General features: G+C 75.3%; 13 protein-coding genes. 5 read left to right on the top strand and 8 right to left on the bottom strand.

The features are described from left to right. Positions 1–71: 71 nt before the first annotated feature. The 3 genes from BMZ16_RS03395 to BMZ16_RS03385 form a co-directional block, all read right to left on the bottom strand. Entirely contained in the window at positions 72–1856 is a 1785-nt protein-coding gene (locus tag BMZ16_RS03395; protein ID WP_089798162.1) for a fibronectin type III domain-containing protein, read from the bottom strand. Between the two features lie 175 nt (positions 1857–2031). Beyond that, entirely contained in the window at positions 2032–3324 is a 1293-nt protein-coding gene (gene purD / locus BMZ16_RS03390) for a phosphoribosylamine--glycine ligase (RefSeq protein WP_089798161.1), read from the bottom strand. An 83-nt stretch (positions 3325–3407) separates the two neighbouring features. Next, positions 3408–3995 carry a winged helix-turn-helix domain-containing protein gene (locus BMZ16_RS03385; protein WP_089798160.1) on the bottom strand — a complete coding sequence of 196 codons (588 nt, stop codon included), beginning with the start codon at positions 3993–3995 and terminating at the stop codon, positions 3408–3410. A 76-nt stretch (positions 3996–4071) separates the two neighbouring features. Here BMZ16_RS03385 and BMZ16_RS03380 point away from each other — a divergent pair, with 76 nt between their 5' ends. Further along, on the top strand, positions 4072–5409 hold the full coding sequence (locus BMZ16_RS03380) for an MFS transporter (RefSeq protein WP_255366322.1): 1338 nt from the start codon (positions 4072–4074) through the stop codon (positions 5407–5409). Positions 5410–5436: 27 nt separating this feature from the next. Here BMZ16_RS03380 and BMZ16_RS03375 read toward each other — a convergent pair whose 3' ends face one another. Both BMZ16_RS03375 and BMZ16_RS03370 read right to left on the bottom strand, forming a co-directional pair. Continuing rightward, positions 5437–6723 (bottom strand): adenylosuccinate synthase, encoded by a 1287-nt coding sequence (locus tag BMZ16_RS03375; protein WP_089798695.1) that lies wholly within the window; start codon positions 6721–6723, stop codon positions 5437–5439. 233 nt (positions 6724–6956) lie between these two features. Continuing rightward, complete coding sequence (locus BMZ16_RS03370; RefSeq protein ID WP_089798694.1) at positions 6957–7373, bottom strand: DUF3151 domain-containing protein; 417 nt, start codon at positions 7371–7373, stop codon at positions 6957–6959. Positions 7374–7600: 227 nt separating this feature from the next. Between BMZ16_RS03370 and BMZ16_RS03365 the strand changes: the two genes are divergently transcribed. Then, complete coding sequence (locus BMZ16_RS03365; RefSeq protein ID WP_089798158.1) at positions 7601–7966, top strand: STAS domain-containing protein; 366 nt, start codon at positions 7601–7603, stop codon at positions 7964–7966. Positions 7967–8012: 46 nt separating this feature from the next. On the opposite strand, the gene BMZ16_RS03360 is transcribed toward BMZ16_RS03365, so the two are convergent. Continuing rightward, complete coding sequence (locus tag BMZ16_RS03360) at positions 8013–10175, bottom strand: ATP-binding SpoIIE family protein phosphatase (protein ID WP_255366321.1); 2163 nt, start codon at positions 10173–10175, stop codon at positions 8013–8015. Between the two features lie 81 nt (positions 10176–10256). Between BMZ16_RS03360 and BMZ16_RS03355 the strand changes: the two genes are divergently transcribed. Beyond that, entirely contained in the window at positions 10257–10670 is a 414-nt protein-coding gene (locus BMZ16_RS03355) for an STAS domain-containing protein (RefSeq protein ID WP_255366320.1), read from the top strand. A 108-nt stretch (positions 10671–10778) separates the two neighbouring features. On the opposite strand, the gene fbaA is transcribed toward BMZ16_RS03355, so the two are convergent. Both fbaA and BMZ16_RS03345 read right to left on the bottom strand, forming a co-directional pair. Continuing rightward, positions 10779–11801, bottom strand: coding sequence for a class II fructose-bisphosphate aldolase (gene fbaA / locus BMZ16_RS03350; protein WP_089798156.1), 1023 nt, complete (start codon positions 11799–11801; stop codon positions 10779–10781). A gap of 173 nt (positions 11802–11974) precedes the next feature. After that, positions 11975–12733, bottom strand: coding sequence for a TrmH family RNA methyltransferase (locus BMZ16_RS03345; protein WP_089798155.1), 759 nt, complete (start codon positions 12731–12733; stop codon positions 11975–11977). A gap of 111 nt (positions 12734–12844) precedes the next feature. Between BMZ16_RS03345 and BMZ16_RS03340 the strand changes: the two genes are divergently transcribed. Beyond that, positions 12845–13636 (top strand): IclR family transcriptional regulator, encoded by a 792-nt coding sequence (locus tag BMZ16_RS03340; protein WP_089798154.1) that lies wholly within the window; start codon positions 12845–12847, stop codon positions 13634–13636. Between the two features lie 156 nt (positions 13637–13792). Next, a complete protein-coding gene (gene eda, locus BMZ16_RS03335; RefSeq protein WP_089798153.1) occupies positions 13793–14416 on the top strand; it encodes a bifunctional 4-hydroxy-2-oxoglutarate aldolase/2-dehydro-3-deoxy-phosphogluconate aldolase in 624 nt (207 codons plus the stop codon). Positions 14417–14445: the final 29 nt, after the last annotated feature.

Raw genomic sequence — 14445 nt, 5'->3', positions numbered from 1 at the left:
CGACGCGGGTGCGGGGCGACGTCCGACCGTCCAGCGGTCGCGCGCCGCCCCGCACCCGGGGTGCGTCCGGGTCAGGCCGCCGTGCGCCGGCGGGCGACGAGGAGCAGCGCGGCGCCCAGCACGATCCACGCCGCCGCGAGGCCCGCGGCGGTGACGGGCTCCGCACCGGTCACCGCGAGGACCGCGGGGACGCCGGCGATCGACAGGATCGTGCCGTCGGACGCGACGGTGAACCCGACCTCGCTGGTCAGCGCGGTCCCGTCGAACGCGACGGCGCCCACGACGATGCGGTGCGACCCGACCTCCAGCCCGGTGGGCAGGGCACCCGTGAGGGAGACCGTGCCGTCGGCGCCCACGGTGCCCGTCGCGAGCGTGCGCGGCGTCGAGTGCACGACGAGCGTCACGTCGGACCCGGGCCGCAGGCCCTGGCCCGTGGCCGTGACGGCAGCGCCGGCGGCCCGGTCACCGGCGCGCGCGGCGAGATCGACGCCGAGAGCGGCCGGGGCGACCGTCACCCGGACCGTCGTCGTGGCCGATGCGGCCTGCGTCTCGCGGTCACCCGCCGTGGCCGCGGTGACGACGCAGTCACCCGCACCGGTCCCGGTCACGACCCCGCCCGCGGCCGTGCACGCACCGGTCGCCGTCAGCGTCACCGGCAGGCCGGACGCGGACGTCGCGACGGGGCGCACCTGCTGCCCGAGGCGCAGGTCGGGGACGTCGAGCGTCACGGAGTCGGCGCGCTTGGCGACGTCGAGCTCGAGCGTGCCGGACGACGCCTGCACCTCGTCGGAGCCGGCGTACCGGGCCGTGACGGTCAGGGCGCCGGCGGTCGCCTCGAGACCGTCGACGACCACCCGGCCGTCCACCAGCTCGAGGTCGTCGTAGGACGCGTCGCCGACCGTGACGTCGACGGTCCCGACGGCGGGACGGGTGCTCGGCTCCTCGTCCCCCGGGTCCATGTCGCGGGTCCGGTCGTCCGACTCCTCCGCGGACGTGTCCGGCAGCTCGCTGACGTCGACGAGCACGTCGAAGGTGTCACCGGTCGTGAGGTCGGCGGGGTCGACGGTGACGGTCGTGGTGGTGGGGACCCGCGGCGTGACGGTCACGGGCGCCGACGCCTCGGACCGGCCGATCAGGTTGGTCGCGACGACACGGAACGTGTACGGCTCCCCGTTCGTCAGCCCACGGATCGTCTCGGCGGGCTCCGGGTCCCAGCCGTAGCGGGTGGAGCAGACCTCCTCCTCCTCGCCGGCGGCCGCGCACAGCACCTCGTAGGTGTCGATGCCACCCGCGAGGTCCGTGGGCGGCGCCCACCGGAGCGAGACGCTGCCGTCGAGCGGTTCACCCACGAGGCCGCTGGGAGCCGTCGGGACGCGGGTGGAGAACGTGAGGGTCGCGGCACCCTTGAAGGGCCAGTCGGCCTGGCGGTGGTAGGAGCCGAGGCCGATGAGGTAGCTCGTCCCCGCTTCGAGGTCGACGGCGAGCGCCGCGTCGAGGTCGCTGTGGTCGTCGATCTCGTCGACCAGCACGTCACCGGCCCAGACCTCGAGCGTGGTGTCCCACACCGGCTCGAGCGCGGTGGCACGGATCGACAGCTCGACGTCCGCCACCGGCGTGAGCGAGTACCACGCGACGTTGTTGCGGTACTGGCCGGTACCGGACCCCGAGTCGAGGTGGGCGTTCGAGGCCACGAACGCGGCGTCGAGCGTCGCGACCGGCAGCGGCACGGGGTCGGTCCGGGTGCCCCCGGGGGTCTCGGCCGCGTGCGCCGCGGTGGGGACGAGCATCGCGGCGAGCGCGAGCGACAGCACGGCGGCTGCGCGCGCTCGGCGACGGCAGGTGAGGCGGAAGGTCATGTCAGCTCCGGGGACGAGGGGGTTCCGCCGAAGAATGGCGCGGAACCCCCCTCTCACCAGGACGCTCGTCCAGGTTCACCCGCGCGCGGTCGTCGTTGCCCCGGTATGCCGCTCCACGGTGCACACCCGGCCACCCGCAGGGGTGACGGCCGGGAGAGGACCCGTGCCGCTCCGCTCAGCCCTCGCTGACGGCCAGCGCGATGTCGGTCCGGTGGTGGGCTCCGGCGAGGTTGACCTGGTCCACCGCGACGTACGCGGCGCGGCGCGCGTCGGCCAGGGTCTCCCCGACGCCCACGACGGACAGCACCCGGCCGCCGTCGGAGACGAGCAGCGGGTCGTTGAGGGGGTTCTCGGGGTCGTCACCGGTCGTGCGCACCGCGGTCCCCGCGTGCAGGACGTGGACGCCGGGCACCGTGTCGGCACCGTCGAGGCCGGTGATCGGGTCGCCGGTGCGCACCGCACCGGGGTAGCCGTGCGCCGCGACGACGACGGTGACGGCCGCGTCCGCGCGCCAGTGCAGCGGGTCGAGCTCCGCGAGACGACCCTGCGCGGCGGCGAGCAGCACGCCCGCGAGCGGCGTGCCGAGGCGCGCCAGCACGACCTGGGTCTCGGGGTCGCCGAACCGCGCGTTGAACTCCACGACGCGCAGGCCGCGGCCGGTCAGGGCGAGGCCGCAGTACAGGACCCCGACGAACGGCGTGCCCCGGCGGGCCATCTCGGCCACCGTGGGGCGCGCGACCGTCTCGACGACCTCGTCGACCAGGCCCTCGGGCGCCCACGGGAGCGGCGAGTACGCGCCCATGCCCCCGGTGTTGGGCCCCTGGTCGCCGTCGAGCGCCCGCTTGAAGTCCTGCGCGGGCACCAGCGGCACGACGTCGGTGCCGTCGCTGAGCACGAAGAGCGAGACCTCGGGTCCGTCGAGGTACTCCTCGACGACCACGCGTCCGCCGTCCTTGGCCAGGCACGCGGCGGCGTGCTCGAGGGCGGCGGCACGGTCGTCCGTCACGACGACACCCTTGCCTGCGGCGAGCCCGTCCTCCTTGACGACGTGCGGGGCGCCGAACTCGTCCAGCGCCGCGGCGACCTCGTCGAGGGTGGTCGCGACCCGGGCGGCGGCGGTCGGCACACCGGCGGCGGCCATGACCTCCTTGGCGAACGCCTTGGAGCCCTCCAGGCGCGCCGCCTGGGCGGACGGCCCGAACGCCGGGATCCCGGCGGCCCGCACGGCGTCGGCGACCCCCGCGACCAGCGGCGCCTCGGGGCCGACGACGACCAGGTCGACGCCGAGCGACGTCGCGAGCGCGGCGACGGCGGCCCCGTCCAGCGGGTCGACCGCGTGCAGCGTCGCGTGCTGCGCCATCCCGGGGTTCCCCGGGGCGGCGTGCACCCCGGTCACCCCCGGGTCGAGGGACAGCGTGCGGGCGAGGGCGTGCTCACGGGCACCGGTGCCGACGACGAGGATCTCCACGGCGCACGACCCTACCTGCGCGGTGGCCACCGGGCAGCGGTGCCCGCGCCGGGGGCACCGGACGGCGCTGCGCGCCGGCCTGCTCAGCCCTCGCCGGGCCGCCCGTGCCGCACGGGGAAGACGTCGAGGTGGACGCGCACGCGGCGTGCCCCGTCGGCGCCGTCCTTCCCGCGCGCGTCGCTGAGCTCCTTGTACTCGTCGACCACCTCGAGCATGCGCTCGATGAGGCGGCGGGCCTCGTGCTGCGTGAGGTCGAGGCCGGTGCTGGACATCACCTGGGCCTCCCAGTCGAGGTCGACGTCCTCGACCCAGGCCGCGAGCTCCTGCGACCGCTCCGCGACCATCGCCTGCATCACCGCGCGGGCGGACGACGCCGTCGCCGGGTCGACGAGCAGGTCGGCGCTGTCCATCGAGAACCCGACCGCGCGCCACCAGCGCTCGCGGCCCCCGGTGTGGCCGGGGTCGTCCTCGACGAAGCCGTGCCGCTCGAGCTGGCGCAGGTGGTAGCTGGTCTGCCCGCTCGACTCCCCCAGCGCCCGCCCCAGCATGCTCGCCGTCGCCGGGCCGTCGTTGCGCAGCGACCGGTACATCGCCATGCGCAGGGGGTGCGCGAACGCCTTGAGGGCGTCGGCGCCGATGCTCGGGCCGCGCAGGGTCTTGTCATCCGTCATGTGCAGAGATACCTTTGCAGAGTCTTCTTTGCATAGCGCTCTTTGCAGAGCGTCTCCCCACCCTAGCGAGGTACCTGTGGACAGCACCGCCACCGCGACCCCCGACGCACCGACCGCCGACCGGCCGGGCGGAGCGCCGGCCCCGACCACCGGCGACCGCGCGCTGGGCCCGCGGTTCCGCACGCTGCTCGTCGCGTCCGGCGCGTCGAACCTGGGCGACGGCATCCTCATGGTCGCCGTCCCGCTCGTCGCCATCGGGCTCACGCGGGCGCCCGGCCAGATCGGGCTGCTCACCGCCGCGACCTGGCTCCCCTGGCTGCTGCTGGGCATCGTCGCCGGCGTCGTCGTCGACCGCACCGACCGGCGCCGCGTCCAGATGGTCGCACTCACCGCACGCGCCGCCCTGCTCGCCGGCGCGGCCTGGCTCGCCGTCAGCGGCGGCCTGACACTGACCTGGCTGCTCGTGATCGTCCTCGCCTACGGGACGACCGAGGTCTTCGCCGACCTCGCGGCCAACGCGCTCGTCCCCGACCTCGTCACCGCCGAGCAGCTGCCCACCGCCAACGGCCGGATCGTGTCGGTGCAGGAGGTCACCAACACGTTCCTCGGCTCCCCCGTGTCCGGGGCGCTCCTGGCGCTCGGCACCGGCTGGGCGCTCGGGGTCCCCGCCGCGCTGGCGGTCCTCGCCGTCCTCGTCCTGTGGCGGGGCCTGCCGGGCCGGTACAGCCACGCACCGGCACGCACGTCGGGCGAGGCGACGCCGGGGGCCGTCCGGCACGCCCTGGCGGACGTGCGCGACGGTCTCGCGCTCGTCCTGCGGCACCGGGTGCTGCGCCCGCTCGTCCTCGCCGGGGCGCTCGTCAACCTGACGAGCACCGCCTACATCTCCGTCTTCGTGCTCTGGGTCGTCGGCCCCGGGTCCCGGGTCGGTGTGCCCGCGACCGTCTACCCCGTGCTGCTCACGCTCGCGGCCGTCGGCGCCGTCCTCGGCTCCACGCTCGTGGGCCCCGTGCTCGCGCGGACCGGCGAGGTGCGCGCGATGGTGGGCTCCTGGACCGTCGCGTTCGGCACCCTCGCGCTGCCCGTGCTCGTGCCGCACCCGGTCGCGATCGGCGCGGCACTGCTGGTCATGGGCACGTTCAGCACGATCGGCAACGTCGTCAGCCAGTCCGTGCGCCAGCGCATCGTCCCGCGCGAGATGCTCGGCCGCACGGGCGGCGCCACGCGGACCCTGGTCTTCGGCCTGATGCCCGTCGGCGCCCTGCTCGGCGGCGTCGTCGCCGAGCGCTGGGGCATCGCCACGACGCTCGTGGGAGCCACCGCCGCGGCGCTCGCCGTCGCGGCCGGGCTCGCGGTCGCGATGCGCGGCGTCACGCCGGCAGACCTGGCCGCCCCGCAGCCCGGGACCCGCTGACGTGGCGGCGGGCCGGACGCGGGGGGCTCAGCCCAGCAGCTCGTGCCGGATGATCGTCGCCTCGCGGCCCGGCCCGACGCCCACCGACGAGATGCGCGTGCCCGACACGTCCTCGAGGTACTGCAGGTACCGCTGCGCGGCCTTCGGCAGGTCGTCGAAGTCGCGCGCGCCGCTGATGTCCTCCGACCACCCGTCCAGGTACTCGTACACGGGCTTGGCGTGGTGGAAGTCGCTCTGGTCGATCGGCATGTCCTCGACCCGGCGGCCGTCCACGTCGTACGCGACGCAGACCGGGATCCGCTCACGGCCCGTGAGCACGTCGAGCTTGGTGACCACCAGGTCGGTGAGCCCGTTGACCATCGAGGCGTAGCGCACGACGACCGCGTCGTACCAGCCGGTACGCCGCGGGCGGCCCGTCGTGGTGCCGAACTCGCCGCCCGTCTGGCGCAGCCACTCCCCGTCGACGTCCAGCAGCTCGGTCGGGAACGGCCCCTCGCCCACGCGGGTCGTGTACGCCTTGGCGACCGCGACGACCCGGTCGATGCGGGTCGGACCGACACCCGAGCCCGTGCACGCCCCGCCCGCGGTGCACGCGGACGACGTGACGAACGGGTACGTGCCGTGGTCGACGTCGAGCATCGTGGCCTGGCCGGCCTCGAACACGAGGGTCTTGCCCTCGTCGAGCGAGCGGTTGAGGAACTGCGGGGTGTCCGCGACGAACGGACGCAGGCGCTCCGCGTGACGCAACAGGTCGTCGAGCGTCTCCTCGACCGTGATCGCGCGCCGGTTGTACACCTTCACCAGCAGGTGGTTCTTCTGGTCGAGGGCGCCCTCGACCTTCTGACGCAGGATGCCCTCGTCGAAGAGGTCCTGGACGCGGACGCCGATGCGGTTGATCTTGTCGGCGTACGTCGGGCCGATGCCCCGGCCGGTGGTGCCGATGCGGCGCTTGCCGAGGAACCGCTCGGCGACCTTGTCCATCGTCCGGTTGTACGGCGCGATGACGTGCGCGGCCGACGACACCAGCAGCCGCGAGGTGTCGACACCGCGGGCCTCCAGCGCGTCGATCTCCTGGAACAGCACCTCGATGTCGACGACGACGCCGTTGGCGATGACCGGGACCACGCCCGGCGTGAGGATCCCCGACGGCAGCAGGTGCAGGGCGTACTTCTCGCCCTCGATGACGACCGTGTGCCCCGCGTTGTTGCCGCCGTTGAACTTCACGACGACGTCGGTGCGCTCACCGAGCTGGTCGGTCGCCTTCCCCTTGCCCTCGTCACCCCACTGGGCTCCGAGCACCACGACGGCCGGCATGACGATCACCACTCCCAGGCTGCCTGCGGTGCGGCTCAGCCCGCAGACGGGCGCGAGCGGGCTCGCGGCGCGGGTGACCCCAGCACGCGCGGCAGTGAACGCGTACCACCGGGAAGGGTACCGGAGCGACGCGGGGCCCCGGTCGGGACGCGGGTCCGGGGCGGGTACGAGGCCGGGTCACGGACCGGGTCCGGGCCGGGCGGGATCCGACCCCGCCCCGCCCGGGAGACGGCTCACCGCAGCGCGGCGACCTCCTCGGCCGACGTGCCGCAGTCCCGCAGGAACGCGCGGCAGCGCTCACCCTCGACCGTCTCGCCGATCGCGTCCGCGGCGGTCGCGAGCGCGAGCAGCGCCCGCAGGAAGCCCTGGTTGGGCTCGTGCGCGACCGGGACCGGACCGCGGCCGCGCCACCCGGCGCCCCGCAGCGCGTCCAGGCCGCGGTGGTAGCCGGTGCGGGCGAAGGCGTAGGCCGTGACCGGGTCGGCCGCGCGCTCGGCGAGCAGGGCCCAGACCAGGGACGACGCGGGCGCGAGCGGCACGACGTCGCGCGGGTCGGTGCCCGCGGCGAGCGCGGCGCGGGCCGTCGCGTCGGCGCCGTCGGGGGGCAGCAGCGTCGGGGGCGGGCCGTCCAGGAGGTTCTCGTGGGTCATGGCGCCAGTGTGCACCGCAGCCGCGGCGGCAGGTCGCCCGGGCTGCGCGCCGACGACCGGGCACGCCCCCACCGGGCCCTCGTCGGGGCGCCGCCGGACCCTCGGGGCGAACCGGGAGGAGCCGGGCCTGCACTCGCACCTCGCGGGACCCGCGACTACAGTCGAACGGTCGACCAGTACCCGCCCCCGGGCGGCCCCCTCCCCGGTCGGTACGGAGCACAGGACCCATGATCGAGATCTCGACATCGTCCACGACCACGACCCTCGTCGTGGCGGGCGACCTCGACCTGGCCGAGCGCGACCAGTTCCCCGAGGTGACGGCGCGCGTCGTCGGGCTGCGCCGCCAGCTGCTCGTCATCGACATGTGCCGGGTGACCTTCATGGACTCCACGGGCGCCGCGTTCCTCATCTCGCTGGCCGACGCGGGCCGTCGACGCGGCGGCGCGACGGTGCTGCGCGGTGCGGCCGACCGGGACCTCTTCGTGCTGGAGATCTGCGGCGCGCTCGAGCTGTTCCGCATCGACGCGGACCACCGCTGCGAGCTGGGCGCCGAGGCGGCCCTCAGCCCCGAGGACGCCCCCGCCCCGGCCTGAGCCGACGCCCGTCGAGGGCCGTCGACGACCTCCCGCGCGACTGCCGTCAGCCGAGCCGCGCCGACGCGGGCAGCGCCCCCGGGCGCACCTTCGCCCACACGATCTTGCCGCCGCGCGACTGCCGCCACCCCCAGTCGGCGAGCCGCTCGACGATCTGCATGCCGAAGCCCCCCACGCGGCCCGGGTGGCCGTCGGTCGTCACCGGCGGGGTCGGGTTGGCGTCCTCGACCTCGATGCGCAGCCCGTCGCCCGTGTCGTACAGCTGCAGGGCGACGTGCCCCCAGCCGTGCAGGACGGCGTTGGCCACCAGCTCGGAGACCACGAGCTCGGCGTTGCCCGCGTCGGGGATCCCCCAGGCCTGGCACGTGCGCACCACCGCGTGCCGGGCGCGGCCGATCGACGCCGGCTCGCTGGGCAGCGCCCACCGCCGGCGCCGCGGCGAGACCGCGCCCGCCAGGTGGTCCTCGGTGCCCGGCACGCGCACGACCACGACGGCGACGTCGTCCTCCGGGTGGTCCGCGAGCCGCGAGAGCAGGTCCTCGCCGATGCCCGCGGCGTCGCGCGCGGTCACGGCGGCGGCCACCGTCTCGAGCACCGCCAGCCCGGCGCGCAGGCTGCGGTCGCGACGCTCGACCAGCCCGTCGGTGTAGTAGACGACGACGTCGCCGGGTGCGAGCTCGACCTCGTCCGTGGCCCGCCCGCCCTCGCCGAACCCGACGAGCCGCCCGCCCGTGCCGCGCAGCAGCCGGGTGCTCCCGTCGCGCACGTGCAGCAGCGGCAGGTGCCCGGCGCGGGAGTAGCGCAGCGACCAGCGGCCGCCCTCGCCGCGGACCAGCGCGGAGTACACCAGGCTCGCGGCCCGCGGGATCCGCATGCCGCCGAACAGCTGGTCGACCCGGTCGAGCACCGGACCGGGCGTGGTGATGTCGAACGCGTACGACCGCACGACCGAGCGCAGCTGACCCATCGTGGCGGCCGCCTCGACGTCGTGCCCGACGACGTCCCCGATGACCACACCGACGGTCTGCGGGTCGATCTGCAGCACGTCGTACCAGTCGCCGCCCACCTGCACGTCGTCGGAGTTGGGCGAGTAGTACGTCCACACGTCGAGACCGTCCACCTCGGCCTGCTCCGGCAGCATCGCGCGCTGCAGGGTCTCGGCCAGGCGGTGCTCGCGGTCGTACAGCCGCACGTTGTCGATGGACAGCCCCACGCGTCGCGCGACCAGCTCGACGACCGTGCGCTCGGCGGGGTCCAGCGCGGCGGTGCCCCCACCGCCGCGGGGCCGCACGACGAGCACGCCGACCGGCCGCCGCCGGCCCGGGACGACCTGCACCACGACCCGCTGGTCGCCGTCGGTGCCGTCCGACGCGAGCCGTGCGGACAGCCACTGCGCGTAGGTGCCCTCGGCGTGCTCGGCCGCCAGGTCCAGCTCCAGCACGTCGCCGTGGGTGCCGGCCAGGAGGCGGCCCACCGGGTCCTGCCGGCAGCGCGACAGCATCCGGCCCGACGGCCCGCGGTGCCGCGCGACGCCCGCGTGGGCGGCCTCGAGCCCGTCCGCCGCCCACAGCCCGTTGTCGAAGAGGAAGAAGTCGGCGCGCTCGACCAGCTCGGACTCCAGCAGCGCCGCGATCTCGCGCAGCCCGTGGGGCTCGTCCACGTCCATGAGCAGGTCGGACACCCGTGCGATGAGCGACAGGCTGCGCCGTTCCCGGCGTTCCTCCGCCACGAGCTCCGCCTGCTCGGCGGACGCGCTCAGCTCCGCGGTGAGGTCCTGCACGGCCGCGACGAGCGTCCCGGGCGGGACGCCGGCACCGGCGGGCACGGCCGAGACGTGCGCCACGCACCGCACGTGCACGCCGTCCGCGCGGCGCAGCACCACCGGGTGGGACGACGGCCCGCGGCGGTACTCCCGCACCGCCTCCGGGTCGGTCGGCCGCACGCGCGGGTCGCCGAGCACGTCGAGCCCGACGACGGTGTCGGCCGCGTACCCGACGGCACGCGCGAGGGCGTCGTTGACCCACGTGACACGGATCCCGGTGCGCTGGGCCCGCAGCAGCGCGAGGGGCACCTGGGTGGCGGCGAACGCGGCCCCGAGCGCTGTCGCGTCGGGCGGCGGCCCGGTCCACGGGAGGGCGTCCGGACCGATCGCACGGTCCGCTGGCGTAGTGTCGGACGTCGGTTCCGTGGCGTGGGAGTTGACCACCACCACCTCCGATCGTCTAGCGTGCCGAACGGATGGACGGCTCGACCAACCCGGCGAGCCCCACCAGCGCCCGGAAGGAGCATCGTGCGAGACGCTAACAGTCCTTCCGCCGACGAGGATGCCGCCACGGCGGACCCGACCGACCCGGTCACGGTCGGCGAACCCGGTGCCGTGCAGGTCATCGTGGGTACCGACCGCACCCGCATCGTGCTCTCGGGCGAGGTGGACGCGGACCTCGGCCCCGAGCTCCAGGAGGCCACGGCGGAGGCGGAGCAGCGCGGTCTGCCCATCGAGGTGGACGCCCACCACGTCACGTTCATGGACTCGTCGGGCGTGGCCTTCCTCGCGCGGCTGTCGATCCGCAGCGAGCACCGCGTGCGCCTGCTGCGCGTGCCCCCCACCGTGCGCTTCCTCCTCGAGGTGACGCGCATCGGCGAGCTGCTCGACGTGGTCGACGACGACGACGCCCCGTTCCAGCCGGTCGAACCCACGTCCTGACGGACGCCGCCCCGTCGGGCGGCACCGGGCACGGACGGCCCCGGACGACGACGGCCCCGGTCCCCCTCGCAGGGGACCGGGGCCGTCGTGCAGGCTCAGCGCACCGGGTCAGGAGATCCGGGTGCCCGCCGAGCGCAGCTGCTGGCAGGCCTCGACGATGCGGGCGGCCATGCCGGCCTCGGCCAGCTTGCCCCACGCGCGCGGGTCGTACGCCTTCTTGTTGCCGACCTCGCCGTCGATCTTCAGCACGCCGTCGTAGTTGGTGAACATGTGGCCGACGACCGGACGCGTGAACGCGTACTGCGTGTCGGTGTCGATGTTCATCTTGATGACGCCGTTGTCGACCGCCTCGGCGATCTCCTCGGCCGTCGAGCCGGACCCGCCGTGGAAGACGAGGTCGAACGGCGACTCCTTGCCGATCTTCGCGCCGACCTCACGCTGGATGTCCGCGAGGATCGACGGGCGCAGCTTGACCGCACCCGGCTTGTACACGCCGTGCACGTTGCCGAACGTCAGGGCCGTCAGGTAGCGGCCCTTCTCGCCCGCACCGAGCGCCTCGACGGTCTTCAGACCGTCCTCGGCCGTGGTGTAGAGCTTCTCGTTGATCTCGGCCTCGTGGCCGTCCTCCTCGCCACCGACGACGCCGACCTCGATCTCGAGGATCGTGCGGGCCGCCTGCGAGAGCTCGAGCAGCTCGGCCGCGATGACGAGGTTCTCGTCCAGCGGGATGTCCGAGCCGTCGAACATGTGCGACTGGAACGTCGGGTTCTCGCCGCGCTTGACCTGCTCCGCCTCGAGGGCGAGCAGCGGGCGGACCCACGAGTCGAGGTTCTTCTTGACGCAGTGGTCGGTGTGCAGCGCGATGGTCACGCCGTAGTTCTTGGCGACCTCGGTGGCGTACGCGGCGAGCGCGAGCGTGCCGGAGACGCGGTTCTTGATCGTCGAGCCGGAGGCGTACTCGGCGCCGCCGACGGAGACCTGGATGATGCCGTCCGACTCGGCCTCCGCGAAGCCCTGGATGGCAGCGGTGACGGTCTGGGACGACGTGATGTTGACGGCGGGGTAGGCGAACTTGCCGGCCTTGGCCCGGTCGATCATCTCGGCGTAGACCTCGGGGGTGGCGATGGGCATCGCGGCTCTCCTGATGTTCGGGGTGCGGTACGACACGAGTCTGCCACCACCGGGCCCCGGGCGTTCCGGGACGTCCACCGGGACCGGCCCGCACGGAGCGCGGAACGGTCGGCGGAACGGTCGGCGGACGGCCGCGGCACGGGCACCACGGACCGCCCGCGAGCGCGGCGACGTCAGCGCGGGCCGGCGCCGTCGGGCGGCGTCACGTGCTGCACCATCCACGTGTGCATCGCGATCGCGGCCGCCGCGCCCGCGTTGAGCGACCGCGTGCTGCCGTGCTGGGTGATGTGCAGGACGACGTCGCAGACGTCCTGCGCCGCGGCGCTCAGCCCCGTGGACTCCTGCCCCAGCAGCAGGACGCACGACCGCGGCAGCGGGTACCCCTCGATCGGCACCGACCCGGGCACGTTGTCGAGGCCGACGACCGGCAGGCGCCCGCCGTCCGGCCCGGCGGTGGCGGCCCACCGCGCCAGCGCTGTCGCGTCGGCGTGGTGGTGCACGTGCAGGTAGCGGTCGGTGACCATCGCGCCGCGGCGGTTCCAGCGACGACGCCCGACGACGTGCACGCCGGCGGCGTTGAACGCGTTGGCCGTGCGCACGACCGAGCCGATGTTGAGGTCGTGCGCCCAGTTCTCGATCGCGACGTGGAACGCGTGCCGCCGGGTGTCGAGGTCGGCCACGACCGCCTCGACCGTCCAGTACCGGTAGGCGTCCACGACGTTGCGCCGGTCGCCGTGCGCGAGCAGCTCGGGGTCGTACCGCGGGTCGAGGCGGTCCGTGCCGGGCAGCCGCGGCCAGGCGTCGGGGCCCCCGGGCCAGGGCCCGACGCCGACCCCGTCCGGCGCGTCGCTCGTCGTCGGATCGGCCGGAGCCGCACCCGTGACGTCTCCCCCGGGGCCCGCCTGACCTGCGGGGTCGTCCGATCGCGCCATGCAGCCGAGCGTAGTCGTCGACCCCGTGCGGGCCGGTGCGCACGGGGTCGGGCGGCGTGCGAGGCGTCCGCCCCGGCCCGGTCGGCGGCGGCGGGCTCCTAGGCTGCAGGCATGGCACCCCCGCAGGACGAGGCACCGGCCGGGCCGGCCGACGGTGTGGGGGCGTCGCCGGTCGAGGCCGTCGACCGGGCGCTGCGGGTGCTCGAGGCGCTGGCGGCTGCCGGGCCGCCCGGCACCGGGCTGGCCGAGCTCGCGTCGGGGCTGGGGCTGAACAAGACGACCGTGCACCGCACGCTCGCCGCGCTGCGCCACCGCGGCTTCGCGACGCAGGAGCCGTCCGGCCGGTACGTGCTCGGCGCTGCGGCGGCACGGCTGGGCGACGACTACTTCGCCGACGAGAACCTGCCCGTCCTGCTGCACCCCGCGCTCGTGGCGCTGAGCCGGGACGTCGACGAGCTGGTCCACCTGGGCGTGCTCGGCGGGCGCGAGGTCGTCTACCTCGACAAGGTCGAGCCCGAGCGCCCGGTGCGCGTCTGGTCGGCGATCGGGCGCCGCCGCCCCGCGGTCACCACCGCGCTGGGGCGGGCGCTGCTGGCGTACCGCGGGACCGACCGCGCCGCGCTCGCCGGCTACCTCACGGCGGGCGACGTCGACGCCGAGCACGTCTGGGACGCGCTCGAGCGGGCGCGTCGCACGGGGTACGCCACGGAGGTCGAGGAGAACGAGGCGGGCATCAGCTGCCTCGCGGTGCCGCTCGTGCGCGCGGGTGCGGCGGTCGCCGCGGTGTCGGTCACCGCGCCGGTCGAGCGCATGACGCCCGGACGCGTCGCCGAGCTGCACGCCGCCGTGCTGCGCGTGCTGCCGCCCCTGCTGCCGGCCGGTCTCACCCTCCCCCGCCCCTGAGCCGGGCCGCCCGCACGGCGCCCGGCACCGGCGGGCCCGCCGGTGGTGCGCCGTCGCGCGCACGCCGGTGACGCGGTGGACCCCCGCGTGAGACAGTGTTCCCCTCAGCGGCACGAGCGTTCCGCTAGGCGCAACCCGTTCGAAGGAGAACCTGCGATGGACACCCTGGACCAGCTCGCGGCCGCCCGGATCGTCCCGGTCGTCGTGCTCGACGAGGCCGCCGACGCCGCACCGCTCGCCGCCGCGCTCGTCGCGGGCGGGCTCCCCGTGGCCGAGGTGACCTTCCGGACCGCCGCGGCCCCCGACGCCATCCGGGCCATGAGCGTCCGCGGCGACGTGCTCGTCGGCGCCGGCACGGTCCTCACCGTCCGCCAGGTCGACCAGGCGGTCGCCGCCGGCGCGTCCTACGTCGTCTCGCCGGGACTGAGCCGGGCGGTCGTCGAGCGGTGCCAGGAGCACGGCGTCCTGGTGCTGCCCGGGGCCGTGACCGCCACCGAGATCCAGGCGGCGCTCGAGCTGGGGCTGACGACCGTCAAGTTCTTCCCGGCCGGGACGTCCGGCGGCGCGAAGGCCGTCGCCGCGCTCGCCGCCCCCTTCGGCGACGTCGGCTTCGTGCCCACCGGCGGCGTGGGCGCGGGCAACCTGCACGAGTACCTCGACGTGCCCGCCGTCGTCGCCGTCGGCGGCTCGTGGATGGTGAGCCGGGACCTCGTGCGCGCCGGTGAGTACGCCACGATCACGCGCCTGACCGCCGAGGCCGTCGCCCTCGCCCGGCGCTGAGCCGCACCGCCCCCGCCACCGCACCCACC

The sequence above is a fragment of the Cellulomonas sp. KH9 genome (assembly GCF_900114185.1).
Classification (GTDB): Bacteria; Actinomycetota; Actinomycetes; order Actinomycetales; family Cellulomonadaceae; genus Cellulomonas.
Note: the sequence above shows the minus strand (reverse complement) of the source record. Positions and strands in the feature narration are given on the sequence as shown.

Bases quoted from the DNA above. Each gene is read 5' to 3' on its own strand.
- BMZ16_RS03365 (WP_089798158.1), top strand. From the start codon at position 7,601: ATGATCGAGATCTCGACATCGTCCACGACCACGACCCTCGTCGTGGCG.
- BMZ16_RS03375 (WP_089798695.1), bottom strand. From the start codon at position 6,723: ATGCCGGCCGTCGTGGTGCTCGGAGCCCAGTGGGGTGACGAGGGCAAG.
- BMZ16_RS03340 (WP_089798154.1), top strand. From the start codon at position 12,845: ATGGCACCCCCGCAGGACGAGGCACCGGCCGGGCCGGCCGACGGTGTG.
- BMZ16_RS03395 (WP_089798162.1), bottom strand. From the start codon at position 1,856: ATGACCTTCCGCCTCACCTGCCGTCGCCGAGCGCGCGCAGCCGCCGTG.
- eda (WP_089798153.1), top strand. From the start codon at position 13,793: ATGGACACCCTGGACCAGCTCGCGGCCGCCCGGATCGTCCCGGTCGTC.
- fbaA (WP_089798156.1), bottom strand. From the start codon at position 11,801: ATGCCCATCGCCACCCCCGAGGTCTACGCCGAGATGATCGACCGGGCC.
- BMZ16_RS03385 (WP_089798160.1), bottom strand. From the start codon at position 3,995: ATGACGGATGACAAGACCCTGCGCGGCCCGAGCATCGGCGCCGACGCC.
- BMZ16_RS03345 (WP_089798155.1), bottom strand. From the start codon at position 12,733: ATGGCGCGATCGGACGACCCCGCAGGTCAGGCGGGCCCCGGGGGAGAC.
- BMZ16_RS03370 (WP_089798694.1), bottom strand. From the start codon at position 7,373: ATGACCCACGAGAACCTCCTGGACGGCCCGCCCCCGACGCTGCTGCCC.